23 protein-coding genes and 1 tRNA gene are annotated in these 23,711 nt (G+C 61.4%); 8 read left to right on the top strand and 16 right to left on the bottom strand.

All coding sequences use genetic code 11. From position 1 onward, the window contains the following. Nucleotides 1-264: 264 nt before the first annotated feature. From mch to EOB80_RS09995, 4 genes are read right to left on the bottom strand one after another with little or no spacing between them, the layout of a single operon-like run. Complete coding sequence (mch, locus tag EOB80_RS10010; RefSeq protein WP_127327523.1) at nt 265-1,221, bottom strand: methenyltetrahydromethanopterin cyclohydrolase; 957 nt, start codon at nt 1,219-1,221, stop codon at nt 265-267. After that, entirely contained in the window at nt 1,218-2,312 is a 1,095-nt protein-coding gene (locus EOB80_RS10005; protein ID WP_127327522.1) for an ATP-grasp domain-containing protein, read from the bottom strand. Before EOB80_RS10005 ends, mch begins: the two co-directional genes overlap by 4 nt. Before the next feature lie 13 nt (nt 2,313-2,325). Beyond that, nucleotides 2,326-3,219 (bottom strand): NAD(P)-dependent methylenetetrahydromethanopterin dehydrogenase, encoded by an 894-nt coding sequence (locus tag EOB80_RS10000; protein WP_127269828.1) that lies wholly within the window; start codon nt 3,217-3,219, stop codon nt 2,326-2,328. Nucleotides 3,220-3,248: 29 nt separating this feature from the next. Then, a complete protein-coding gene (locus tag EOB80_RS09995; RefSeq protein WP_127327521.1) occupies nt 3,249-4,220 on the bottom strand; it encodes a beta-ribofuranosylaminobenzene 5'-phosphate synthase family protein in 972 nt (323 codons plus the stop codon). Nucleotides 4,221-4,376: 156 nt separating this feature from the next. On the opposite strand from EOB80_RS09995, the gene EOB80_RS09990 reads away from it, so the two are divergent. From EOB80_RS09990 to fghA, 6 genes are all read left to right on the top strand, one after another. Further along, nucleotides 4,377-4,757 (top strand): 4a-hydroxytetrahydrobiopterin dehydratase, encoded by a 381-nt coding sequence (locus tag EOB80_RS09990; RefSeq protein ID WP_027036898.1) that lies wholly within the window; start codon nt 4,377-4,379, stop codon nt 4,755-4,757. 343 nt (nt 4,758-5,100) lie between these two features. Continuing rightward, the gene (locus EOB80_RS09985; protein WP_245270310.1) at nt 5,101-5,964 is read left to right on the top strand and encodes a tungsten formylmethanofuran dehydrogenase; all 864 of its coding nucleotides are present in this window, start codon (nt 5,101-5,103) and stop codon (nt 5,962-5,964) included. Beyond that, complete coding sequence (locus tag EOB80_RS09980) at nt 5,958-7,589, top strand: formylmethanofuran dehydrogenase subunit A (protein ID WP_127327520.1); 1,632 nt, start codon at nt 5,958-5,960, stop codon at nt 7,587-7,589. The genes EOB80_RS09985 and EOB80_RS09980 overlap by 7 nt, the downstream gene beginning before the upstream one ends. After that, nucleotides 7,577-8,485 (top strand): formylmethanofuran--tetrahydromethanopterin N-formyltransferase, encoded by a 909-nt coding sequence (gene fhcD, locus EOB80_RS09975; protein WP_127327519.1) that lies wholly within the window; start codon nt 7,577-7,579, stop codon nt 8,483-8,485. Before EOB80_RS09980 ends, fhcD begins: the two co-directional genes overlap by 13 nt. Continuing rightward, nucleotides 8,482-9,291 carry a formylmethanofuran dehydrogenase subunit C gene (locus EOB80_RS09970; RefSeq protein ID WP_127327518.1) on the top strand — a complete coding sequence of 270 codons (810 nt, stop codon included), beginning with the start codon at nt 8,482-8,484 and terminating at the stop codon, nt 9,289-9,291. The genes fhcD and EOB80_RS09970 overlap by 4 nt, the downstream gene beginning before the upstream one ends. A gap of 100 nt (nt 9,292-9,391) precedes the next feature. Continuing rightward, nucleotides 9,392-10,222, top strand: a complete 831-nt coding sequence (gene fghA / locus EOB80_RS09965) for an S-formylglutathione hydrolase (protein WP_127327517.1) — start codon at nt 9,392-9,394, stop codon at nt 10,220-10,222. A 328-nt stretch (nt 10,223-10,550) separates the two neighbouring features. Here the strand turns inward: fghA and EOB80_RS09955 are convergent, their stop codons facing one another. The 8 genes from EOB80_RS09955 to EOB80_RS09920 all read right to left on the bottom strand — a co-directional run bounded on the left by EOB80_RS09955 (nt 10,551) and on the right by EOB80_RS09920 (nt 20,010). After that, complete coding sequence (locus tag EOB80_RS09955; RefSeq protein WP_127327516.1) at nt 10,551-10,757, bottom strand: type II toxin-antitoxin system HicB family antitoxin; 207 nt, start codon at nt 10,755-10,757, stop codon at nt 10,551-10,553. Nucleotides 10,758-10,816: 59 nt separating this feature from the next. Further along, nucleotides 10,817-12,190, bottom strand: a complete 1,374-nt coding sequence (locus tag EOB80_RS09950; protein ID WP_127327515.1) for a hypothetical protein — start codon at nt 12,188-12,190, stop codon at nt 10,817-10,819. Next, nucleotides 12,191-15,973 (bottom strand): vitamin B12-dependent ribonucleotide reductase, encoded by a 3,783-nt coding sequence (locus EOB80_RS09945; RefSeq protein ID WP_127327514.1) that lies wholly within the window; start codon nt 15,971-15,973, stop codon nt 12,191-12,193. 601 nt (nt 15,974-16,574) lie between these two features. Beyond that, complete coding sequence (locus EOB80_RS09940) at nt 16,575-16,886, bottom strand: PilZ domain-containing protein (protein WP_127322526.1); 312 nt, start codon at nt 16,884-16,886, stop codon at nt 16,575-16,577. Between the two features lie 132 nt (nt 16,887-17,018). Then, nucleotides 17,019-17,507, bottom strand: a complete 489-nt coding sequence (locus tag EOB80_RS09935) for an NUDIX hydrolase (protein ID WP_023810435.1) — start codon at nt 17,505-17,507, stop codon at nt 17,019-17,021. Nucleotides 17,508-17,718: 211 nt separating this feature from the next. Beyond that, entirely contained in the window at nt 17,719-18,219 is a 501-nt protein-coding gene (gene gpt / locus EOB80_RS09930) for a xanthine phosphoribosyltransferase (RefSeq protein WP_057145797.1), read from the bottom strand. A 132-nt stretch (nt 18,220-18,351) separates the two neighbouring features. Further along, on the bottom strand, nt 18,352-19,185 hold the full coding sequence (locus EOB80_RS09925) for a universal stress protein (protein WP_127272270.1): 834 nt from the start codon (nt 19,183-19,185) through the stop codon (nt 18,352-18,354). A gap of 81 nt (nt 19,186-19,266) precedes the next feature. After that, nucleotides 19,267-20,010 carry a competence/damage-inducible protein A gene (locus EOB80_RS09920; protein WP_127327513.1) on the bottom strand — a complete coding sequence of 248 codons (744 nt, stop codon included), beginning with the start codon at nt 20,008-20,010 and terminating at the stop codon, nt 19,267-19,269. A gap of 320 nt (nt 20,011-20,330) precedes the next feature. On the opposite strand from EOB80_RS09920, the gene EOB80_RS09915 reads away from it, so the two are divergent. After that, a complete protein-coding gene (locus EOB80_RS09915; RefSeq protein ID WP_084016230.1) occupies nt 20,331-20,612 on the top strand; it encodes a hypothetical protein in 282 nt (93 codons plus the stop codon). Between the two features lie 151 nt (nt 20,613-20,763). Here EOB80_RS09915 and EOB80_RS09910 read toward each other — a convergent pair whose 3' ends face one another. From EOB80_RS09910 to EOB80_RS09900, 3 genes are all read right to left on the bottom strand, one after another. Next, on the bottom strand, nt 20,764-21,003 hold the full coding sequence (locus EOB80_RS09910) for a DUF2188 domain-containing protein (RefSeq protein ID WP_013532013.1): 240 nt from the start codon (nt 21,001-21,003) through the stop codon (nt 20,764-20,766). Nucleotides 21,004-21,033: 30 nt separating this feature from the next. Further along, the gene (locus EOB80_RS09905; RefSeq protein ID WP_013532012.1) at nt 21,034-21,312 is read right to left on the bottom strand and encodes a DUF982 domain-containing protein; all 279 of its coding nucleotides are present in this window, start codon (nt 21,310-21,312) and stop codon (nt 21,034-21,036) included. 247 nt (nt 21,313-21,559) lie between these two features. Then, entirely contained in the window at nt 21,560-22,663 is a 1,104-nt protein-coding gene (locus EOB80_RS09900; RefSeq protein ID WP_127321241.1) for an NADH:flavin oxidoreductase/NADH oxidase, read from the bottom strand. Nucleotides 22,664-22,888: 225 nt separating this feature from the next. Here EOB80_RS09900 and EOB80_RS09895 point away from each other — a divergent pair, with 225 nt between their 5' ends. Then, complete coding sequence (locus tag EOB80_RS09895; RefSeq protein WP_127272271.1) at nt 22,889-23,467, top strand: NUDIX domain-containing protein; 579 nt, start codon at nt 22,889-22,891, stop codon at nt 23,465-23,467. A 90-nt stretch (nt 23,468-23,557) separates the two neighbouring features. On the opposite strand, the gene EOB80_RS09890 is transcribed toward EOB80_RS09895, so the two are convergent. Continuing rightward, nucleotides 23,558-23,642, bottom strand: a tRNA-Leu gene (locus EOB80_RS09890). Nucleotides 23,643-23,711: the final 69 nt, after the last annotated feature.

Below are 23,711 nucleotides of genomic sequence, written 5' to 3'. Positions count from 1 at the left end.
CGGGCTGCTGGTGTCGAATGCGATCGCCGCCAGCGGCACGGCTGCAACGGCGGCGCCTCGCCGACCAAGCCCTGCCGCCAGGCCGTTCGAGCCAGTGTCCACTTTGTCGCTGACGATCAGGATACGAGGGATCATGTGGCCTCTCGGGTACGGGAACCTCGGAGGCGCGAGCGATCCCGCGCCCCCATGGCCGCGTCGGGGCTGCACGAAATGCAGTCGTCGGGCAGGCGAATGACGGACGAATCCCTTTGCACCGCCATCCTCTTAGCCGAGACTCCGTTCGAGCATTTCCAGATCACGTCGACCGGCGCGAAACGTATCGCCGGTTTCGATCGCTGTCACGATCACTTCGGCCGGGCTGAACAGCAGCGGGTCGATGGCATAGAAATCGCCCTTGAACCGCGTGAAGATCTCAGCGAAAGGTTGGCCATAGTCCCGTGAGGCGCTGCTTGGGAGTTTTTCCGCGAGTTTGCCAGCTTCTTTCGCCGATCCTTTCACGAAGAGTTGGACGCTGCCGCCATAGATGATGGCATCGTTGGTTCGGCCCATGGCGGTCAGGAAATCCGGATGGGGGGCGGGGATCGGAGCCGTTCCGATGCCGTCGACAACGTTCTCCAGCGGGAATTTGAGATCGTTGATCTTGTGCAGGGCAACCTCGAGCGCGCGCGCAACGATCTGCACGCTGCCGGCAAGACTTTGTGTCGGCGCATAGAGGAAGGTGAGCTTTTCCGTCGCCAGTCCAGTTGCCTTGCCCACTTTCTCAACGATCGCGCGGGGAGGCGGTTCGGCCGTCTCAAGGATAAGCACCGCGGACGATGCGATGTCGCGATAGGAAAGTGTTTCGAACAGCGGTTCGACCCGGGCGAGGGCGCGCGCCGGCCCAGATCCCATCGCGAAATAGTCCTGGCCAGACAGGTTCCAGCCCGCATATTGGCTGCCCAGGCAGGCTAGCACCGGCTGCGAAGATCGCGCTTCGACAGTGAACGGCCATTGCTGTGACGCGCGATCCATGAACACAGAAACGCTGCCGAGACCGCCCATCGCGGCCTCAGCCATGCGCAGCCCGGCTTCGACGCTGCCTACGGTCTTGGCGCCGGCATCGATTAGGCGCTCGCCCAATGGCCCCCTGGAAACGACGATGCGCAGGCGTTCGGCGTCGCCGATCATGCCGTCAACGATGCGCTGTGCATTGTCGTTCAGGAATGCCGAACCGTCTTTCATGTCCGGTCTCCTTCCCATTGGAGTTGCAATTGACTGGCTTGTCCCTTGATGAGTCGCTTGGTCGATTGGGCGCTCGGCCCGCGCGCGAAGACCGTGCAGACAGGGTCGCCGGCAATCAAACGGGTGCCAGCCGACTGCTGGTCCGCTGTCCATTCAGGCCAGGCGATCGACGGAAAGTGAGTGATTGGCGTCGCGGCGTAAGTCACCATCGACGCCATCGAATCGACGAAGCGCGGCAAGCGGAAGACCTGACCCGTCGCGGCGCGCAGATGCGCTTCGATCAATGGCGCGTCGACATCGTCGAAAATGTCGAGGGTGGCGCCTGGCCTCGGATTGATCTCGATGAACTTGTAGCCGTCCGGCCCGCGGATAAGATCGGCGCTGCACAATCCAACCAGGCCGGCGCGCCGCGTCAGACTTGAGAGCCAACCGCCGATCACCCCCGCCTGTCTGCGATCGAAGCGTCTCAACCGCACGGCGCCGCCATAGCGATAGGGCGCTGTCGGGGAGGGGGACGTCCATTGTTGGCTGAAGCCCACGACGTGCGCGGTTTGCCCGTTGCCGACGAACAGGGCCGAAATGCTGCGTCCGGCAACGAAGCGCTGGAAATAGCGGCCGGCGGTCGGGCTTTCTCCGGCTGCTCGTCTGACGTGCCCGCCGCCGGCGCCGCCCGCGGTCTTGACCACCCAGTTCTCCCGATCAGGCGGCTGGTCCCATCGCAATTGCGGATGCGGGATGCCAAGTTCGGCGCAATCATCGGCCAGCAACTGCGGATCCTTGATCCTGCGGATTGCGGCGCCGCCATTGCCTGCGAGCGGAAAGTGTCGCGCGATCTCGTCCACGGCCTCAGGCATCCGCTCAAACCCTGAGCCCAGGATAATGGCGACCGGCTGGTCGTCGCCAGCCAATCGCCGAAGCGTGTCGACGATGCGCTCGCCGTCGATGCCCCTCTGCAGGTCGCCCGGCAGCATCGTCGCACGTTCTGCGAGCGCGACGGTGTCCGTATCGCAAAAGAAATCGGCAACCAGCGGACGATAGCCGGCGCGGCGCGCGGCGGCGGCCAGCGCCCGGCCTGAAATTGCCGCGATCAAGAGAGATCCGGCGTTACTTGGCAATCTCGCGTGCAAGGGAAAACGCTTCCTGAAAATCGAGCGTGATCGTCTTTTCGGATTCGATCATTCTTTTGAAGAGACCGAATTCGACCTTATATTTGACATTGCCGATGGCAAGCGGACCAATGCCGACAGCTTTTGCCGCTTCGAGTGGATCACCATTGGCATTGACGGCCAATCCTTCGATGCCGGCCGGGGGGACGGCATTGACGTCGGCCGCAATAAGCAGGTCATTGCCTTTCAACTGGGCTTTGGAGACCACCTGGACGCCGGCTTTGGCGCAAGCCAGGATAATTTCGTTCGCCTCGACCAGCTTTGTCTTGCGTGCGTCGCTCGATCCGTCAGCGGCATCGACGATGATGTTGAATCTGCTTTCGATCTCGGCAGCGATCTGCTTGACCCTCTCGATGCCGTCATGGCCGACAAGTGTGACCCGGGCACCTTCCCCTGCCGCGATGACGGCGGTGCAGAAGCCGACGACGCCGGTGGCACCGAAAACAGCCACCCTCGTATCCCTGAGCGCACGCTGGAATTTCTTCTCCAGCGCCTTTTCGACCTTGGCCACCATCGCCGCGGCCGTGGTGAACGAGCCGGCCGGATCGGCAAACACCGAAACCTGGAAAGGCGGCACCATCGCCTTCTTCGCGGCGTCGAACATGTCGAGCGCCAACGAGGCGTCCTTCCCGGCGATGAAGATGCCGGTGTCGACACCCGCATCCGGCGGGCGCGAAAAGATCGCGTCCTGGACCAGGCCTGTCACTTCGGCGAGGCTTACATCGACATAGGGGACGACGGCGTCGAAACCTGCGTCGAGCGCCATGTTCACGTCGAAGGGGCTCATCTGCTTCAACGGTGTCAGCATGTGCAGGATGTGTTTGCGGGCCATTTCTTGCCTTTCTGCCTGAAACGGGAGCGTCAGCTGCCGACGAGATTCAGCCTGGTTGAGCTGATCTTCGCGCCGGAGTTCCTGCCCTTGACGATCTTGATCTCAAGGCCGTCCTCAGTTGCTGTCCTCCGAACCGCGTCGACGAACTTGAGTGCGGCGTCATGTGATGGCGCGAAGGCAAAGCCTGTCGGCCCCCAGGAACTCTGGCCGATGCCGACGGCGCCTGCTTCATTGAGACGGTGGGCCGCCATCTCGACCCGCTTCGAGGTGAACACGCCGCCCTGCGCCGGGGCGAAATGGCTGCCGATCAGCATCTGTATCGCGGTGACGGCGGCGCCGAATGCCGGAAGGTCCCGCTCGACCAAAGCCGGCATAATGCCCATCAGCACCCTCCGGCAGATCTCCCCGCTGCCTGCCGTTGGGAATGGCGGCAGCGAACGAAACGCCGCGACCTCGGCAGCGCCATGCAGTCCATGCCCGGAATGGTCGAGGATGAGGATGACGCGCCACTCTTCCGGAAACGGCAGCCGCGCGACGACCGGAGGCGTTCCGCCGCGGTCGTTCTTGCCGGCGTCGACTATGACGCCACCATCTTCGAAACTTGCGATGCCGATGCCGGATCGGCCGCCCCGCTCGAGCAGGCTCGCGTCGCCGACGATATCCAGAGGCAAATTATGGAGAGTGCGCAACGCCGAGGCGACGGCAAGGGCGATCTGCGTGCCGGACCCCAGACCCGCATGACTGGGGATCGACTGCTCGACCACCAGATGGTGCTGGGCGCGAATGCCGAGATGCGCGCAGAGCGTCGACAGATGCTCGCTGGCGCGGGTGCTCTCGGAGCCTTCGACGATGGTTTCGCCGGACCGCGACAGGGTGACGACGGTTTCGGGTTCGCTCAATGGAAGCCCGACGCTGCCGAACCGCCGTCCGGCATCGCCATTGAGATCAAGGAAGCCAAGGTGCAGGCGAGCGGGCACTCGTATGGTAACAGAATTCGACATCTGCCCCCCGATGGGTGCATCATGGATGCATCATGGAAGTTTAGGTGCCCGGTACCATGATAACTGTTTTCGTCGATGGGGCAAGCCAAAGAGAATGCATCCACGTGTTTGCTGGCTCCGGCGTGTAGACAGACCGAGCAATTCGCGGAGGTCGAGATGAACGAGACAGTCAAGGAAAAGGTCTATTCGGAAGCCGAGATCGCCGAGCGGCTTGAGAAGGAGCTGCCAAAATGGCGCTACGAAAACGGCTGGATCCGGCGCAAATACAAGACCCACAGCTGGAAATCTACGCTGATGGTCATCAACACGGTTGGCCATCTCGCCGAGGCGGCGTGGCACCATCCCGATATCACCGCCTCCTATGCCTGGGTCGAGGTGCGCCTGATGAACCACGCGGCGAAAGGCATAACCGACAAGGATTTCGAGTTGGCGAAAAAGATCGAGGATGTTGTCCAGTGGCAGCCGGCCAAGGAAGGCGGGGCGCTGGAGGGCACTCCGCTGACCGATCAACGCTTCGCTTACGTCAAATATGACTAAGCAGGGTCGGAATTTGTTGATAGCGTATGAAAACATTCGCTGATCCGCTGCGAGGTGGGGTTCACGGCCAATCCAGTTTCGTCTAGGATCGTGGCGGCACCAGAAAGTAGTTTAGCGAATGGCGGTTGCTTGGATCGGCAACCGGGAAGCGCTGATTGAGCGCGCGGCTGCGCATGCCGCGTCGCTACTGTCGTCAAGTCGGTGCCCGGTTTTCAGCTTTGATACGGATATAGACGGCACGAGGGCGGCGATCGCGCTGGCTGAGAGGGCTGGCGCGGCATACGACCATGCCGATGGCGCGGCACTTGCCCGGGAGACTGCGCTTTTTACGGACAAGGGGGCAATGACCGTCGCCCCCGGAGAGACGCGCCGGCGTGCCGATGTCGTGGTGATCGTGGGCGAGCTCCCGCGGATCCATCATGGTCTTGTTGGCGAACTCGCCGGGACGGTTCCCGACCTCTCGACCGTGAACCAGCGCGCGTTCTTCGTGGTAGGCCCGAACGGGATGTCTGTGCCGCCGCTGAACGGCGGGCGCGAGGCAACGCGACTTTCCTGTGGCCAAGCTAGCCTCGCCGCCACGCTGGCGGCACTGAGAGCACAGTACAAAGGGCGGCGTACATCGCAACCGGTGTCGAATTTCAATGATTTCGCCAAAGCTCTGGCGGCCGCGCGTTTTCCCGTGTTCCTGTTTTCAGGCCACGCCGCCGAAGGCCTGGCATTGGAGATGCTGCAAGGACTGATCGCCGATCTCAATCGCAACTCGCGCGCATCCGGCCTTCATCTGCCGGCGAACGAAAACGGCTGGGGTAGCACGCTCGCCTCGGCCTGGATGACAGGTTTTCCGCTGCGCACCGGCTTTGCGCGCGGCTTCCCGGAATTCGATCCCTGGCGCTGCGATGTGGCGCGCATGATCGCTGCCGGCGAAGCCGACCTGCACCTGCGGATCTCCGCCGCAACGGCCCAACCGAAGGAAAAAAAGCGCCGCATGGCACTGATTGCGTTGACGAAAACGCAAGAGCCGGTTGCCGGTGCCGCAGTCACGATCGCCATCGGCGAGGCTGGGCTTGATCACGATGCGGTTGTCTATTCCAGCCGCACGGGCTCGCTCAGGTCGACCGAGGCGCAAGCGGCCTCGCAATTGCCCTCCGCCGCGACGATCATCCGCCTGATCGCTACCCACGCTTTCGCCGAGCCACTGCCATGCTGACGAAAATCGCCGGCGGCGACATCATCGATCCCGTCAACGGCCGTCTCGGCAAAGGCGACCTCTGGATCAAGGACGACAAGATCGTCCCGGCGCCGGCGGGAGGGGCGGCCGACCGGACCATAGAAGCCAGCGGCTGCATCGTGATGGCTGGCGCCATCGACATCCACTCCCACATCGGTGGCGGCAATGTGAACACCGCGCGGCTGCTCTTGCCCGAACAGCATGCCGCCCATCAGCTGAGGCCAGCAATGACGCCGCTCTCCAATGCCGGCTGGTCGACGTTCCAGACGGGCTGCCTCTACGCAAAGATGGGCTTTACGACGGTGGTCGAGCCGGCGATGTCGCCGGGAGCGGCGCTTCACACGCATCTCGAACTGGCTGACATCCCGATCATCGACAAGGCAACCCTCGCCATTCTCGGCAATGACGATTTCCTGTTGTCGATGATCCGCGACGACGCCCCCTCGACGATGATCGAGGACTATGTCGCCTGGACGGTCGCTTCGACGCGAGCGCTTGGGGTCAAGGTGATCAACGCCGGTGCGGCCGCCGCCTTCAAGGAGAACGTCCGCACCTTCGCGCTGGACGATGTCGTGCCTTCCTATGGCGTCAGTTCGCGCAAGATCGTCAAGACGCTGCAGGCCGCCGTCGACAGTCTTGGCCTGCCGCATCCCCTGCATGTCCATTGCAACAATCTGGGCAGCCCCGGATCGGCGGATACGGCGGCTGCGACGATTGCAGCGGCAGATGGGCTGCCGCTGCATCTCGCCCACCTCCAGTTCTATGGCTATGGCACGGAAGGAAAACGCGGGTTTTCTTCCGCCGCCGCACGGCTTGCCGAACTGGTCAACGCGACGCCGGAAGTCACGATCGATATCGGCCAGGTCATGTTCGGCCAGACGGTCACCGTCTCCTCCGACGTCATGCGGCAGTTTTCGGCGCGTGGCAGCGCGCACCCGAAAAAGACCGTCATTCATGATGGTGACGGCAATGGCGGGGGCATCGTGCCCTACAGCTATGGCAAGGACTTCTACGGCACGATGCAGTGGGCTATCGGGCTCGAGCTTTTTCTCCTGATCGACGATCCCTGGCGTGTGTTCTTCACCACCGACCATCCCAATGGTGCACCTTTTACCGCTTATCCGGCGCTGTTCGAACTGCTGATGAGCCGGGAAGCGCGCGCCGAAATGACCGCTGGACTTTCACGATCCGCCCTGGCGCTCTCTACCCTGGCCGCAATCGACCGCGAATACACGTTCGAGGAAATCGCCATCATGACGCGCGCGGCGCCGGCCAAGCTGCTCGGCTTGACGGATCGAGGCCATCTCGGCGCCGGTGCAACAGCCGACATCGCTGTCTATCGCAGGGACCGCAGTATCGCGAAAATGCTCGGACAGGCGGCGTATGTTTTCAAGGATGGCGATCTCGTCGTGCAAGACGGGGAAATCATCCATTACCGCTGGGGCAAGGCATTGAGGCTCAAGCCGCCTGTCGACAAGGCAATGGTGCGACGGCTCGAGGACTATCACCAGCAGCGCTACGGCCTGTCGCTGGACTGGTTCAATTTTCCGGATTCCGCGATTGCGCGCGAACAGCCATTCGGCGAGGTGCCATGCCGAACATGAGCGTCAATGGGGTGACGATCGACGATACCTTCGCCGAAGCCTTCGGCATGCGCGCAACCGCCATCGTCATCACCGCGCCGAGCCGGAAATGGGCTCGCCAGGCGGCGATCACGATGTCCGGCTTCGCCACCTCGGTGATCGGTTGCGGCTGCGAAGCGGCAATCGATCTCGACCTGCCGCCCTCGGCCACACCGGATGGCCGGCCGGGCTGCCGCGTCATGATTTTCGCGATGGGAACGGACGAATTGCAGAAGCAACTGCTCAATCGTGTCGGCCAGTGCGTTTTGACCTCGCCAGGTTCCGCCTGCTTTGCCGGGCTGCAGGGCAGCGCCGAGCTCAAGCTCGGTTCGGCGCTGCGTTATTTCGGGGACGGCTGGCAAATCTCCAAGAAGATCGGCGACAGGCATTTCTGGCGTATTCCCGTCATGGATGGCGAGTTCCTGTGCGAAGCAACAACCGGACTGACGAAGGAAGCTGTCGGTGGCGGCAATTTCTTTGTCATGGCGCAAAGCAGCGCCAACGCTTTGGCCGCTGCCGAGGCCGCGGTCGCTGCGATCGGCATGGTGCCTGGCGCCATCGTGCCGTTTCCGGGCGGAATTGCCCGTTCGGGTTCCAAGATAGGCGGCAAATACAAAGGCATGATCGCCTCGGCCAACGAAGCCTACGCGCCGACGCTGCGCGGCGCCGTCGCGAGTGAGCTCGGTCCCGACATCAACGCCGTCCTGGAAATCGTCATCGATGGTGAAACCAATGATGCCGTTGCCGCCGCGATGAAGGCAGGCATCAAGGCTGTCATAGAGCTCGGCCCGAAAAGAGGCGCGGTTCGGATTAGCGCCGGCAATTACGGCGGCAAGCTCGGGAAATTCATCTACTCGCTGAAGGATATGCTGCCATGAAGGCGCTGACCTTCACCCTGGTTGCCGAGCCGCCGGAGCGCCTTGACCTGTCGCCGCTGACGCCGGAGCGGCTGGCCGGGATCGAAAGGCGCGACGTCGAAAGAATCCAGATCGGCATGTCGAAACACGGATCGAAGGTGGGCGACATTTTTCGCGTCGCCGGCAGCGATCCGACAAACATCGTGTTCGAAGGCGGAAGCGCGCGCCTTGACCTTGTGGCGCAAGGCATGCGGGGTGGGTCGGTTCGCCTCGTTGGCAATGCGGGCGCCAAGGCCGGGCGCGCCATGCGCGGTGGCAAGCTCACGATCGAAGGCAATGCGGGTCCATACGCCGGCTCCGGCATGCGCGGCGGCAGGCTTGAGATAACAGGCAATGCCGGCGACCACCTCGGTGCGCCGCTCGTCGGGGAACTGGCCGGCATGAACGGCGGTGTGTTGATCGTCAGCGGCAGAGCGGGCGCCTTCGCGGCGGACCGCATGCGGCGCGGCCTGATCGCGGTGCTGAAAGGCTCCGGCGACCACGCCGGCAGCCGCATGATCGCCGGCACCCTGGTGGTGGCCGGTGGCACCGGCGAGATGCCCGGCTATTTGATGCGTCGCGGTTCGATTCTTCTCGATCGCGCGCCGGCACGCATGTCGCCGAGCTTCGTCGAATGTGGCGCGCCCGAGAGCGTTTTCGCCGCCATCATCGATCGTCATCTGATCGCCGAGGGCATTTTAAAACGGCCGCTTCTGGGGAGCGCACCGCGCAAATATGGCGGGGATAACGCAGTGCTCGGAATGGGCGAGGTTCTTTTTCCGCGCTGAGGTCCGTCGACACAGGAACCATAGGATGGCAGGACGCAAGTGCTTGCCGCTGGGGTAGTGGTGGGGCCGACCGTCATTCGACCTGCAACGTGGAGAACACATGAAAATCATCTCTCAAACGAAAGCCCATGGCGGCGTGCAGGGCGTCTATTCCCATTTGTCGACGAGTTGCCGTTGCGACATGACTTTTGCCGTTTTCATACCTCCGCAGGCGCGGGAGACGCCTTGTCCCGTTTTGTGGTATCTCTCAGGCCTGACGTGCACCCACGCCAATGTAATGGACAAGGGCGAGTACAGGCGCATGGCCGCCGAGCTTGGCCTGATCGTCGTCTGTCCCGATACCAGTCCGCGCGGCGCCGACATTCCGGATGAAAAAGACAACTGGCAGTTCGGCTCCGGCGCCGGCTTCTATCTCGATGCGACGCAAGATCCTTATGCGAAGAACTATCGCATGTATTCCTATGTGACCGAGGAGTTGCCGGCTCTCATCGCGGCTGAATTTCCAGCCGATATGGCGCGCCAGGCAATCTTTGGCCATTCGATGGGCGGGCATGGCGCGCTGACGATTGCCTTGAAGAATCCGCAGCGTTTCAAGAGCTGCTCGGCGTTCGCCCCGATCGCCCAGCCAAGCACCGCCGGCTGGTCGAGACCGGCTTTTGAGAAGTATCTGGGCAAGGATGAGGCCTCGTGGCGAACCTGCGACGCGACGTCGCTCATCGACGACGGATTCCGTTTCCCCGAATTTTTGGTGGATCAGGGAACGTCGGACGGATTTCTTGACGACGGGCTGAGGCCTTGGCTGCTTGAAGCGGCCTGCGCCAAAGCGGGTATCCCGCTAAAATTGCGGATGCAGGATGGATATGATCACTCGTATCTTTTCATCTCCAGCTTCATGGACGACCATCTGAGATGGCATGCTGAGAGACTTTGATCTGGGCAGGCCGAAGGCATGGCCAGATGCAAACAAGTTATTGAATCCGACGCCTTACACCGAGGGCGCAGCGCCTGCCGCCGTCAAACGCTACACATTTAGCCGCGACGCCGCCTATGCGAAAAAGCTGAAAGCGGTAGCAAGCCTCGATGAATCCCGGAGCCACCGTGCGGCGACTGGGGCGAAATGCCTGACGGATCCAGTATTTCGAGGTGCCGGCGGGTACGGGGCGCAAGCTGCTATTCGTGGGGCAGGACGAGCCGTTGACGAGCAGACGCTGCGGGCGTTGCCGGCGGGGAAGATGCCGAGAATCCTGATTGCAGGAATTTTATGCCTCTATGTATTCCGCGAGGCTGACACCCTTGGGCACATCCAGCCCATCGGCTCGCAAACCTTCGATGTGAAAGCGTATTGCGTCGCGAATCTCGGTTTCCACTTCAGGCACAGTGGCACCTGTCGCGATGCAGCCGGGTAGGTCCGGCACATAGGCAGAGAAATTATTTCCTGCTTTTTCAATCACCACCGCGTAGCGCATATCATCACACCTTTAAACCTGACTGCGTGAGGATGCTGTTCAGTGCACTAAAAGCGGGCCTATTGCAGCAAACCTCGGACCTTGCTCGCCTTTGCTCGTGCTCCATCGAGGATGGACTGCCGATCAAATCCACAACGCTCCAAAATCGAGATTCTGAAGGCGAGCAAGAACGACCTCGCCAGATAGTCCATGTCGACATACTCGTCAGTATTATAGTTTGTGTCCGCCCCGTGCGCCTCTTTACCTCGAAGGTAGGCGACTCGTTGCGGCTTGATTTCCGAAAAGGCTTTAATCTCTGGGAAGCGGGTGTAGAGGGTACGCAATGTGGCAGTTAGCGACGGCGCGCGGGCAAGCATAGGATAGAGTCTTCGATCGACAAAACCGATCAGAAAATCGTCGCCGTTTGACCTGTGTGAAATTATCGAGAGGGCCTTCTCTGCTTCGTCATCAATAATAGGCTTAGACCTGAAGTATCTTTCTATCAATCTCACAGTATAGAAGAAAATTTCTTCCACATATCTCTGTTTTATCTGGGATGAGCGAAACCATTTAAAAGAGATCTCATTCAGGCTCCATTCCTTAAAAAACTTGTCCAAAATTTCCGCCCAGTTTTCGTCCAAAGACAATTCAGCAAGCGTCTCATGTCTGTGAACGAAAGTGCTTTTTGAGAAGCCGGTATCATATCCCGAGAGCTGGAATTCCTCGTGGCTCTCGCCCCCACCTTGATCAACCAGTACCTCCAGCCAAGCTGCTTTGATACTTACGTAGCACCCGGAGACTACACCTAAGAAATCATCTAGAGCGCGTAGGTTTTGTAGTGCGTCAGAAGTAGATCGTGGGGAATTGTACCTAATAACTAGGCAGACATCAGAAATAAAGCGAGCCTCGCTTCTGTCTGATGAGGTACCGATATTCCTTTTGTCGCTGATCTCAATGGTGTAATCGGATGTTTCCCATTTGCTTCGAGTTATGTTAAATTTTGCGCTTCCACCGGTGTTGGGGATATCGAATGAATGCTCGACAGGGTTGATGCCAAGTATGCTGGCTAGAGTTGGAGAGTAAACCGTCAGAGCGGTGACAGCCTCCTCTTCAGCTGTAACGCCAACCTTGTCTATAAAATATGGAAAAGTAAATTCCACTCTTAAAACGCTGAGATTGGCCCAAGTCCTTCTGCCGAACCTCGGGTAACAAAAAGTGGCGTAGTGGCCATCTTCAGTCATAACGCTTAGAAACCGATGCGTTAGCTTTTCGGGAAGCTCAAAATTTAGGAAGTTTCCTTTGGATGGTTTGTAGTTTTCTAAGAACAGATGGCCGCTGTATCCCTGGGTGGGGTCGAACGAAAACTGACCCTGGCACGATGAGCAGCCATCGGCAGGGTCAGTCTTAACCGTGAATAACTTTAATGTAGGTAGCGAAGGGCTAACTTCTGGCAATCAGCTGCACCCGCTCGTGGAGCCGCATGTATCGCACTTCTCGCAGGTCCCATTCCGCACCATCGTAAAATTCTGGCACTCGGAGCAGGAATTGCCGGTGTATCCCTGAAGCAGGGACCTTGCGCGGCGGTCGTTGGCGAGTTTCTTGGCTTCGGCCGCCTCGACGGCCGCGGCGTCGGTGAACAGCGCAGCCGTGGTATCGGAAGCAGCACCCACCGCCTCCTCGAAGGCGATGTCTTCGGCCAGTTCCTTCGCCCGCTCCTCATAGTCGCGCTTGTAGGCGACCGCTTCGTCGCTAGCGGGTTTCAGCGCCAGCACGTTGGAGCCGGAGAAGGCGGTCGGTGCCGAGCGGGCAGGGGCGCCCGAGGGGGCCGCAAAGCCTTTCGGATCGTTGCCGCTGACGCGCGACACCAGCTTCACCGGCGAGGCGCCACGGGTCAGGCCCTTGGAGACCGCATCAGTCTTGCCTTCGCTGATGCCACGGCCAAGTGCGGTGTTGGAAAAGTCCGACTGGTCGACATGGGCGAGGTCGTTGCGGCCGAGATAGGAGATCGCCAGCTCGCGGAACACGTAGTCGAGGATCGATGTTGCGCTCTTGATGGCATCGTTGCCCTGCACCATGCCGGCCGGCTCGAACTTGGTGAAGGTGAAGGCGTGCACATATTCGTCGAGCGGCACGCCATATTGCAGGCCGAGCGAGATTGCGATGGCGAAGTTATTGAGAAGGCCACGCAAGGTCGCACCTTCCTTGTTCATGTCGATGAAGATCTCGCCGAGACGGCCATCGTCATATTCGCCGGTGCGCAGGAAGATGGTGTTGCCACCGATCTTGGCCTTCTGCGTGTAACCCTTGCGGCGGCCGGGCAGCTTTTCCTGCTCGCGCGACACGCGCTCGATGATGCGCTCGACGATCCGCTCGGTGATCTGTGCGGCACGTGCTGCCGCAGGTGCGGCGAGCAACTGCTCGACGGCTTCATCCTCGTCGTCCTCGCCATCGGCGAGCAGCGAGGAGTTGAGCGGCTGCGACAGCTTCGAGCCGTCGCGGTAGAGCGCGTTGGCCTTCAGCGCCAGCTTCCACGACAGCATGTAGGCGCCCTTGGCGTCTTCCACCGTCGCATCGTTGGGCATGTTGATGGTCTTCGAGATCGCGCCGGAAATGAAGGGCTGTGCAGCCGCCATCATCTGGATGTGGCTGTTGATTGACAGCGAGCGCTTGCCGATCTTGCCGCACGGGCTGGCGCAGTCGAACACCGCCAGGTGTTCGGCCTTGAGGAACGGCGCGCCTTCCAGCGTCATCGCACCGCAGACATGGATGTTGGCGGCCTCGATGTCCTTCCTTGAGAAGCCCAACGCCGGCAGGATCTCGAACGAGAAATCGTTGAGCTGCTCGTCGGTGAAGCCGAAATTCTCCTTCACCCAGTCGGCGCCGAGCGTCCACTGATTGAAGACGAACTTGATGTCGAAGGCCGATTTCAGCGCCGCATTGAGCGCGGCGATCTTGTCGTCGGTGAAGCCCTTGGCCTTGAGCGCGCCGGGGTTGATGGCCGGCGCCTGGTTGAGGTTGCCGTGGCCGACCGCATAGGCCTCCATCTCGGCGATCTGGGCTTCGGAATAGCCGAGCGTGCGCAGCGCTTCCGGCACGGCGCGGTTGATGATCTTGAAATAGCCGCCGCCGGCCAGCTTCTTGAACTTCACCAGCGCGAAGTCGGGCTCGATGCCGGTGGTGTCGCAATCCATGACCAGGCCGATCGTGCCGGTCGGCGCGATCACGGTCGCCTGCGCGTTGCGGTAGCCATGCTCCTCGCCGAGTTCGATGGCGCGGTCCCAGGCGGCCTTGGCGTGGGTTGCAAGGTCCTGCTGCTTCAGGTCGGAAGCGACCAGCGGCACCGGATTGACGGCAAGCTTCTCGTAGCCCTGCTTCTCGCCATAGGCGGCACGGCGATGGTTGCGCATGACGCGCAGCATGTTCTGCGCATTGCGGTCGTAGTCGGCGAAGGCGCCGAGTTCGCCGGCCATCTCGGCCGAGGTGGCATAGGCGACACCGGTCATGATTGCGGTGAGTGCGGCGCAGATCGCGCGGCCTTCATCGGAATCGTAGGGAATGCCTGATGTCATCAGCAGGCCGCCGATATTGGCATAGCCGAGGCCGAGCGTGCGGTATTCGTAGGACTGCTTGGCGATCTCCTTCGACGGGAACTGCGCCATCATGACCGAGATTTCGAGAACGATGGTCCACAGCCGCACGGTGTGCTCGTAGGCTGCGATGTCGATCGTGCCGTCGGCGTTGCGGTAGGGCAGCAGATTGATCGAGGCGAGATTGCAGGCCGTGTCGTCGAGGAACATGTATTCGGAGCACGGGTTGGACGCCCGGATCGCACCGGCCGATGCGCAGGTGTGCCAGTCGTTCATCGTCGTGTTGAAATGCAGGCCGGGATCCGCGGACGCCCAGGCGGCGTAACCGATCTTTTCCCAGAGATCCCTGGCCTTCAGCGTCTTCAGCACCTTGCCGTCCTTGCGGGCAGTCAGGTGCCAGTCGGCATCGTCCTCGACGGCGCGCAGGAAATTGTCTTTCAGCGACACCGAATTGTTGGAGTTCTGGCCCGAAACCGTGAGGTAGGCGTCCGAATCCCAATCCGTGTCGTAGGTCTTGAACGACATCGACGAATAGCCTTGCTTGGCGAACTGGATGACGCGGTAGATATAGTTCTCCGGCACCGCGGACTTCTTGGCCGCCTTGATCTCGCGCTTCAGCGCGGTGTTGATGGCCGGGTCGAAGCAGTCGTCGCCATTGCCTTCGCAGTTGACGCAGGCCTTCATGATCGCTTCGAGATGCTTCTTGACGATCTTCGAGCCGGTCACCAGCGAGGCGACCTTCTGCTCTTCATTGACCTTCCAGTCGATGAATTCCTCGATATCGGGGTGGTCGGCGTCGACAATGACCATTTTCGCGGCACGCCGCGTTGTGCCGCCCGACTTGATGGCGCCCGCCGCGCGGTCGCCGATCTTGAGGAAGCTCATCAGGCCCGACGAGCGGCCGCCGCCGGACAGTTTTTCGCCTTCGCCGCGCAGCAGCGAGAAGTTGGAGCCGGTGCCGGAGCCGTATTTGAACAGGCGTGCTTCACGCACCCACAGATCCATGATGCCGCCCTCGTTGACGAGGTCGTCCTGTACGCCCTGGATGAAGCAGGCATGCGGCTGCGGATGCTCGTAGGAGGATTTCGACTTGGTCAGCTTGCCGGTGAACGGGTCGACATAGAAGTGGCCCTGGCTCGGGCCGTCGATGCCATAGGCCCAGTGCAGGCCGGTGTTGAACCATTGCGGCGAGTTCGGCGCGACGCGCTGGGTGGCGAGCATGTAGGCAAGCTCGTCGCGGAAAGCGCGCGCGTCTTCCTCCGACCCCTTGAAGTAGCCGCCCTTCCAGCCCCAGTAAGTCCAGGTGCCGGCAAGCCGGTCGAAGACCTGGCGGGCGTCGATCTCGGAACCGTAGCGCTCGGCTTCCGGCAGCTTGGCAAGTTCCGTCTCATCGGCGACGGAGCGCCACAGGAAGGAGGGGACGTCGTTCTCTTCGATCTTCTTCAGGCGCGCCGGCACACCGGCCTTGCGGAAATATTTCTGCGCCAGGATATCGGCTGCGACCTGGGAGAACTGCGCCGGCACGTCGATATTGTCCAAGCGGAACACCACCGAACCATCCGGATTCTTAATCTCCGAAAGCGCCTTGCGGAATTCGATCTCCGCATAGGCAGATTGTCCTGGCTTGGTGAAACGACGCTCGATGCGCATTGGTCCGGTCCCTTTTGTCTATATATAGCGCTTTCCTCCAGGGATTTCTGCCCCCGATGCGAAACGCGCATGTCCGCCGTCTGCCGGGCGTTCCAAAACGGCCGGCTCTCCATTTTCGCGGTCTCCGCCGGCCCTGCTGGTCAAACTCCTTGCGAAGTACCTGTCCAACGCGCCGACGAACCCGCGGGTCCCTCAAAACTGATTTTTTTCCGATTCCCTCGATCGAGGGAAATTCACACTATCTAGCGTCGAACCTACCTGCAAACACTAAATATAGTATTAACAGACAATTTATTCAAGCCCGACAATTGTCCCTATCGTCCCCAACCGCCCCACAATCCCAACGCTTCCGCCGGCCTCGTAAACAGGCGGAAATGCGAGCAAAAACGCACATAATCCGGGAAAAAAGACCGGGCTCAGAACTTTCCGGTCGCACTCTCAACAGGAGCACATGGCCTATAAAAGGCGACTCGTTTTGCGCCGTCAAGGATTCGTTTGCGTAGCTTTTGTGACCCCAACATCTTGTGTGTCACATATGTGGATAACGGGGATAGAATGCAGGCGCGGATCACGATTTTCCGTGCGCAAGCTCGCCCGGGCGTCAGCCGTAATGCAGCCGGGGCTTTGGTTCGGTGCCGGTGAACTGCACCCCGATACGGTCGTTGCGACGCCACCGGACCTCGCACCGATAGGCAATGCCGTCGAGCGGCACATAGAGAAGGAACCGATCTGGGACCCGGGCTTCGAGCGGTATCTTCAGTTCGGCGCCGCCGTCGTGCTGGTTGCGCAGCGTGCAACCGACTTCCGAATTCGAAATTCCGGTGATGATCGACCCACCCTTGAGCACGCGCGGACGATGCTCGCGCTGGGGGTCGTCGGACTCGTTTGGAATTGGATTTGCGGGATTCGCCATCGATCAAAAATACCAGAGCTGCCGAATCCTACCCTTGATTCCTTAGCAAAGCATTCATGTCGAAGCACGGCAACGCGTGTCTAGCCTTTGCAAGCCAGTCCCGTTTTGCAAAGAGAGCGGTGTGGCCGCCCGTCAGGAGAAGCTGTGCGGGTCGGCGCAGAAATAGGCGATGATCTGGCAAAGGTCGGGTTCGTTGACCATGCGCACCGCTTCGCTCGCACGGACCCATTTGCGGGTGCGTGAGTGTTTTTCCTTCCAGCGGTCCGCGACTTTGTCGACATGCAGTGGAAACACCAGGACCTCGCACGGCACTTCTTCGCCGGAAGCCAGGACCTTGGCGTAGAAGTAACGGCCGGCTTCAAGATGAGAGACACGGCCGCGCAGCCCGGCCTCCTCGCCGGCTTCGCGCGCCGCGGCCTCGCAGAGCGGCTCCCTGGCCTCTGGCCAGCCCTTGGGCAATACCCAGCGGCCAGTATCGCGGCTGGTGATCAGCATGATTTCGACGCCGTCGCCCGTGTCGCGCCAGGGCAGGGCGGCAACCTGCAGGCGGCACGGCGCCGTGCCGAAGAGCCGTCGGACCCTTTCGGCCAGATGATTGTGTGTCGTTGGCCTCGTCAACATCGAAGAAGCTAGCCCCAGCCTCCGGAATCGTTTGCCGTCTCACGAATCTTACGGCTAATTGTCGGCAATAAAAGTAAAAAATTTCATTCGCCTGGCCGATTTCCGCCAATAGACGCCGATTTCGCAAAATATCCGGCCCTGCCGGACCTGTTTGCGAAAGCAAATCATGCCGGTGCAAGCTGCTGGTCTGTAACAGGCAGGTAGTTACGAATCAGCCGGCGTGGTCGTCGGCGATCGGCTTCTGGTAGGTGAAGCCCATGTCCCACGGGAAATAGATCCAGGTGTCCTGGCTGACTTCCGTGACGAAAGTATCGACCAGCGGCCGGCCTTTCGGCTTGGCATAGACGGTGGCGAAATGCGCCTTGGGCATCATCGCGCGGACGATGCCCGCCGTCTTGCCGGTGTCGGTCAGGTCGTCGATGATCAGCACGCCGGCGCCGTCTTCGGCGAGCAGGGCAGGGGTGATCTCCTTGAGGACCTGCAGCTGACCCTGGCTGGTATAGTCGTGATAGGAGGCGACGCAGACCGTCTCGATGACGCGGATGCCGAGTTCACGCGAGATGATCGCCGCGGGGACCAGCCCGCCTCGCGTGATGCAGACGATCGCTTTCCATTGTCCCTTGTTAGCGCCGGCAAGCCGCCAGGCGAGCGCCCGGGCGTCGCGATGGAACTGGTCCCAGGAGACCGGAAAGGCTTTTTCGGGAAGGGACATGTCGCGCACTCCACAGCACGCGGGGATCGCGCGCAGGAAAACAGGGGAATGCGCGCGGAATTAGCTGGAAAGCCCCCATCTTGGCAAGAGCAAGGGCCTTGGCAAAGGCAAGGCCCAGCGATCGCTGTGGACCTACCGCGACAGGAACGCTGCCACCGGCGCGGTGCGCAGCACGCTGCGCGTCACGCCGCCGAACAGAAGCTGACGCAGCCATGAGTGGCTGTAGGCGCCGAGCACCAGCAGATCGGCGCCGGTTTCCGCGATTCTGGTCTGGATGATGTCATCGACCGAATTGCCGCCCGACTGCTGCACCGAGACGCTGACGGTGGCGCCGTGGCGCGACAGCGCCGACGCGATTTCGGCGCCGGCGGCCTCCGGGCTGTCGTCGAGCGTTTCAGGAGGGTCGATAACCAATATGTCAGTCTTCTCGGCTTCGATGATGAAGGGCAGCGCGTCGAAGGCGGCCCGCGCCGCTTCCTTGCTGCCGTTCCAGGCGAGCAAGACGCGTTTGAAGGTGGTGATCAGCGGACCCTCGTGCGGCACCACCAGCACCGGCCGGCCGGCATCGTAGACCAGCGTGTCCACGTCCGCGCTGGAATCGCCGCCCGTTTCGCGCTGCGCCGCTATGATCAGGTCGGCGGCCCGCACGCTCGAAATCCCGGTCAGCGCGCTGTCACCCGAAAAGCTCTCCAGGCTTCGCCACTCGAAGGAAAGACCGGAATCCTCGATATGTCTGAGAAACAGCGCCTTTAATTTCTCGGCCCGTTCCCGGTTCATGTCTGCCGAAACCTGCAGGAATTCGGTGTCGGGAAAGCCTGTGGCAGAGGTGTAGGGCACGGGAAGCGTTTCGGCGTGGATGCCGACCAGATGGCTCTGGAACCGGGTGGCGAGCGGAATGGCGCAGTCGAGCACGCGCTCGGCGTCCTGCTCGTTCTGCAGAATGGCGACGATGGTTTTGAATCGCATGACAATCCCTCGATTTACGAGCTGGTGAACTCGTGCCGGGGAAACGTTGCAGCGTCGTGCTTTGTTCCGGTCTGGACCAGATCAGCCGGGATTGCTGGCGAAGCCGGCGACCATCGCCTCGACGTCGGCGCGGGCGGCGTCCAGCGCCTCCTGGTTGCGGGCACGCACGACCAGCTCGGTCCAGAACTTGCCGTCGCCATATTTCGGGTAGGAGCCGATGATCGTATCGGGATGCGCTTTCTGGATATCACCCAACGGCCCGCCGATGAGGCCTTCGCCGAACGGGCAGGGCACGGTTGCCGAAAGCATCTTCGTGCCGGCCTTCAGCGTCGGCACGACATTGTCGAGCATGGCCTGGAAAATCGATGGCACGCCGGCCATGACGTGGACGTTGCCGATGCGGAAGCCGGGCGCGACCGACACCGGATTGTCGATGAGATCGGCGCCGCGCGGCATCCGTGCCATGCGCTTGCGGGCCTGCGTATATTCGATGCCGCGCGCGGCATAGCTTGCTTCCAGCATCGCATAGGCCCGGGCATCGTATTCGCAAGGCACGCCAAAAGCCTTGGAGATGGAATCGGCCGTGATGTCGTCATGCGTCGGACCGATGCCGCCGGTGGTGAACACATAGGTGTAACGGCTGCGCACGGCATTCACCGCGGCGATGATCTCCTCTTCCTCGTCAGGGACGACACGCACTTCCTTCAGGTCGATGCCGATTGCCGTCATGATGTCGGCGAGATGGCTGATGTTCTTGTCCTTGGTTCGGCCGGACAGAATCTCATCGCCAATGACGAGCATGGCGGCGGTCACGATTTCAGGCATGGAAGGCTCCGGCAAGGCGTATGGCCTGGGAAGGCGAGTGGTCTGAGATAGCGCGGCGCGACGGTAGCCGCAATGTCATCTTCGCGCCGCCAAGGCGGCCGATGACGTCAAGGATCTAGGTTCGAACCGTTCGAGGGAATAGGGCACATGCAGCAATTCGTCGTCCCGGAGCGAACCGCCGCGTTCATCGAGCGCATCGCCGGCCGGGCTTTGCTGGTCAGGGCCTCACCTGGGCCTCACGACAATTTCAAGGAACCATTCGGCTGACTACCGGGTTTTATGAGTGTCGCACCAAAGCGGCTAAGATACGGAGTGATTCAATGGTTACAAAAATTCTCGCAGCATCTGTTCTGACGATCGGTCTCGCAACATCGGCGATGGCGCAGTCACTGGACGACAGGTATTCCAACAATCGCGACTGGTGGCTATTCGGCAACAACGACCAGACAACTGTCGATCCCTATACCACGGGAAGCATCAGTGACGGCTCCGGGTTGAACACCCAAGGCAATACCGGCGCGATAGGCCCATGTGCCCACAACACGCCAGGCCCGGACGCTAACGCTGGGCAAAACGTCAACGATCAGTATTGCGGCAAATAGCCAGAACGCGATTTCCGAAAAGCGGATACCGATTTTCTGGATGTTCAAGGGCTAGTCCGCAAGGCCAATCGCTGGCCGCTGGCGCGTCCTCTCTCGGACGGCGCTGCGGTCGGCGCCTGCCGGACCGCTCAACATCAACCGCGATAGCGAATTAATCTGACACTTCTGTCTGCGGCCGGTCGCGGCCGTCGGCCAGTTCCTCGTGCCATTTGCCTTCGGCGTCCTCATACTGGATGCCGTCGGTCGCTCCTGCGACCTGCTGCTCGGCCGAGGCGATTTCGGCCGCACGCAATGCGTCCTGATGCGTGGGGAACGTCTCGGAAAAGGTCGCTCCGACCTTGTAGGCCCAGCCGCCGTCATGTTCGACGATCTTGTAAGTCAGCTTCGCCATGGAAAACCTCCGGTTGAAAGGTCCGTCTGCTCAATGCAGCCGGTCGTCGGGCAGTCTGTCGTCGGGCACCAGCACTTCCGATTCCTTGGCGGCTTCAATCAGCGCCCGGCGCGCATCTGCTGTCGAACGATAACCTTCCAGCACTTTGAGGCAAGTGTCGAGGGCATCACGATGGCGCGGGCCGCGATTGAGCGGCCACACCGTCATCAGGCATTCCGCGGCCTCCTGGGCGCTGCGGATGTGGCGATATTTGCCGACGTGGCCAAGTTCGACGACGACCGGCACTTCAAAAGGTTTGTTGTCCATCATGGCCGCAACGCAAAGCAGCCAATTTGGTTGCAACCATGGCCGTCAGCCTGCGCCCAAACGTCTCAGAGGCTGTTTGAAGGCTCTACACCTGCGGTCTGCGCCGCAACCGGCAAGAATGCCCTGAACAGGGTTCCTCCCAAGCCCAGCCACGCCCACTCCACGCCAACAGCTTGCGGACGGAATAGCAGCGAAGCACCGTCAGGCCGTCTGGAGGCAGGAGGGCGCGCGTGTCGGGAGCGCGGACCGTTCAGCCCGTCGCCTTCATCCAATGCTGCATCGTGGTCACCGAACGGGCAAGCTGCGGCGCCGGGTGAATCGTTTCGCTGAATGTGGCCGCCGCACGCCATCCCCAGCGCGGATCGGCCAGGAAGGCCCGCGCCAGCGCCACCATGTCGGCGCGGCCCTCGGTGAGGATCGCTTCGGCCTGCTTGGGGTCGTCGATCAGGCCGACGGCACGGGTCGGAATATCAGCACCCTTGCGCACCGCTTCCGCCAGATGCACCTGATAGCCGGGGCCGGTGGGCAATTTCTGCAACGGCGAATTGCCGCCGCTCGAGCAGCAGAGATAGGCAACGCCCTCATCCTTGAGCGCTTTGGCCACTTCGATCGCGTCCGCCACGTCGAAGCCGCCATCGACCCAATCCATCACCGACAGCCGCGCGCCGAGCATCAGCTTTGGCGTAGCCTTGCGCACCGCCTTGGCGATCTCGACGACAAGACGCATGCGGTTTTCCAGCGAGCCGCCCCAGCGGTCCGTGCGCTGGTTGGACAAGGGCGACAGGAACTGGAAGATCAGATAGCCATGCGCGGCATGCAGTTCGATGAAATCGAAGCCGGCGCGTTCGGCCCGTCTTGCGGCTTCGGCGAAGCGCTCGATCAGTTGCAGGATCTCCTCGTCCTCCAGTGCGTGCGGCACGTTCCAACCGGTGTCGTAGGGGATGGCCGAGGCGGAGACGGTCTGCCAGGGATCCTCATTTGGCTGCAGTGGCCCGCCGCCTTCCCACGGCTTGCGGTTCGAAGCCTTGCGGCCGGCATGGGCGAGTTGGGAGCCGAATTTCGTGCCGGGTGCGGCGACGCGTCGTGCGGCGTCCAGTGCGCGGCGGGCGGCGGCCTCATTGTCTTCGGAATAAAGGCCGAGGCAGCCATGGGTGATACGCCCGCGCCGCTCGACATCGGTCATCTCGACCGTGACCATGCCGGCGCCGGACATTGCGAGGTTCATCCAGTGATGGAGATGCCAGTCACTGGCCGAGCCGTCGTCGGCGGAATACTGGCACATCGGCGCGACGGCGATGCGGTTGGGGAAGGTGAGGCCGTCGAGGGTGATCGACTGGAAAAGCGACGCTGTCATGAGAAACTCCGGGAGGGTTCGCAGCTATTTAGGCGACCGATGGCGCCTGCGCCAGACACGAGGCGGTGAAAGGGGTTCTGGACCAATCACTGACGGGATTGCCGAGATGCCGGTTCGCGGATACGCCTCGGCAATGCATGGCGCCAAAAGTGGCCCGGTGTTTGGGAGAGCGACATGCATAAAACAGGAGCATAAAGCGCGACGCGCTTTTGCATGGAGACCACGATGGAAGATCGTATTCGCGTCCGTTCGGAGGAAATCCTCTCCGACGACTGGGCCGTCCTGAAGAAGACCGTCCTCGACTACCGCCGGCGCGACGGGCAGTGGGAGACGCAAATTCGCCAGACCTATGATCGCGGCGATGGCGCGGTGATCCTGCCTTACGATCCCTCGCGCTCGACCGTGCTTCTGGTGCGCCAGTTCCGCTATCCCGCCTACGTCACCGGCCACCGCGAGCCGCTGATCGAGGCCTGTGCCGGCCTGTTGGACGAAAACGATCCCGAAACCTGCATCCGCAAGGAGGCGGAGGAAGAACTCGGCTACCGGCTGCAGAACGTCGAGCGGCTGTTTTCGCCCTATATGAGCCCCGGCAGCGTCACCGAACGTCTCTGGTTCTTCATCGCCCGCTATTCACCCGCCGACCGCATCTCGGCCGGCGGCGGCGCGCAAGAAGAGGGCGAGGACATCGAGGTTCTGGAAATGCCGCTCGACGAGGCACTGGCCGGCATCGCCGACGGCCGCATCATCGACGCCAAGACCATTATCCTGATCCAGCATCTGAAGCTCAACCCGATCGCCGCCTGAACGGCGCCGGTCCTCCTTAGCCAAGGCTTCGGGAGGACACTCCTTCATCTATTCGGGTGGCCCGCCACCCGAAGCTCGAAGAGCGAAGGGTGGTGCGGATGAAGGGACTCGAACCCCCACGCCTTTCGGCACTGGAACCTAAATCCAGGGCGTCTACCAGTTCCGCCACATCCGCATGGACCGGCAATCCCATGTGGCCATCATTCTGTCAATGTCGGAGACAAGATGTAGAGGTCAGGGACAA

Source organism: Mesorhizobium sp. M7A.F.Ca.MR.245.00.0.0 (assembly GCF_003997415.1).
Lineage (GTDB): Bacteria > Pseudomonadota > Alphaproteobacteria > Rhizobiales > Rhizobiaceae > Mesorhizobium.
The sequence above is the reverse complement of the archived record's forward strand: the minus strand, read 5'-3'. Positions and strand labels throughout refer to the sequence as shown.

Bases quoted from the DNA above. Each gene is read 5' to 3' on its own strand.
- mch (WP_127327523.1), bottom strand. From the start codon at position 1,221: ATGAAAGACGGTTCGGCATTCCTGAACGACAATGCACAGCGCATCGTT.
- EOB80_RS10000 (WP_127269828.1), bottom strand. From the start codon at position 3,219: ATGGCCCGCAAACACATCCTGCACATGCTGACACCGTTGAAGCAGATG.
- EOB80_RS09995 (WP_127327521.1), bottom strand. From the start codon at position 4,220: ATGTCGAATTCTGTTACCATACGAGTGCCCGCTCGCCTGCACCTTGGC.
- EOB80_RS09990 (WP_027036898.1), top strand. From the start codon at position 4,377: ATGAACGAGACAGTCAAGGAAAAGGTCTATTCGGAAGCCGAGATCGCC.
- EOB80_RS09985 (WP_245270310.1), top strand. From the start codon at position 5,101: ATGACCGTCGCCCCCGGAGAGACGCGCCGGCGTGCCGATGTCGTGGTG.
- EOB80_RS09980 (WP_127327520.1), top strand. From the start codon at position 5,958: ATGCTGACGAAAATCGCCGGCGGCGACATCATCGATCCCGTCAACGGC.
- fhcD (WP_127327519.1), top strand. From the start codon at position 7,577: ATGCCGAACATGAGCGTCAATGGGGTGACGATCGACGATACCTTCGCC.
- EOB80_RS09970 (WP_127327518.1), top strand. From the start codon at position 8,482: ATGAAGGCGCTGACCTTCACCCTGGTTGCCGAGCCGCCGGAGCGCCTT.
- fghA (WP_127327517.1), top strand. From the start codon at position 9,392: ATGAAAATCATCTCTCAAACGAAAGCCCATGGCGGCGTGCAGGGCGTC.
- EOB80_RS09955 (WP_127327516.1), bottom strand. From the start codon at position 10,757: ATGCGCTACGCGGTGGTGATTGAAAAAGCAGGAAATAATTTCTCTGCC.
- EOB80_RS09945 (WP_127327514.1), bottom strand. From the start codon at position 15,973: ATGCGCATCGAGCGTCGTTTCACCAAGCCAGGACAATCTGCCTATGCG.
- EOB80_RS09940 (WP_127322526.1), bottom strand. From the start codon at position 16,886: ATGGCGAATCCCGCAAATCCAATTCCAAACGAGTCCGACGACCCCCAG.
- EOB80_RS09935 (WP_023810435.1), bottom strand. From the start codon at position 17,507: ATGTTGACGAGGCCAACGACACACAATCATCTGGCCGAAAGGGTCCGA.
- gpt (WP_057145797.1), bottom strand. From the start codon at position 18,219: ATGTCCCTTCCCGAAAAAGCCTTTCCGGTCTCCTGGGACCAGTTCCAT.
- EOB80_RS09925 (WP_127272270.1), bottom strand. From the start codon at position 19,185: ATGCGATTCAAAACCATCGTCGCCATTCTGCAGAACGAGCAGGACGCC.
- EOB80_RS09920 (WP_127327513.1), bottom strand. From the start codon at position 20,010: ATGCCTGAAATCGTGACCGCCGCCATGCTCGTCATTGGCGATGAGATT.
- EOB80_RS09915 (WP_084016230.1), top strand. From the start codon at position 20,331: ATGGTTACAAAAATTCTCGCAGCATCTGTTCTGACGATCGGTCTCGCA.
- EOB80_RS09910 (WP_013532013.1), bottom strand. From the start codon at position 21,003: ATGGCGAAGCTGACTTACAAGATCGTCGAACATGACGGCGGCTGGGCC.
- EOB80_RS09905 (WP_013532012.1), bottom strand. From the start codon at position 21,312: ATGATGGACAACAAACCTTTTGAAGTGCCGGTCGTCGTCGAACTTGGC.
- EOB80_RS09900 (WP_127321241.1), bottom strand. From the start codon at position 22,663: ATGACAGCGTCGCTTTTCCAGTCGATCACCCTCGACGGCCTCACCTTC.
- EOB80_RS09895 (WP_127272271.1), top strand. From the start codon at position 22,889: ATGGAAGATCGTATTCGCGTCCGTTCGGAGGAAATCCTCTCCGACGAC.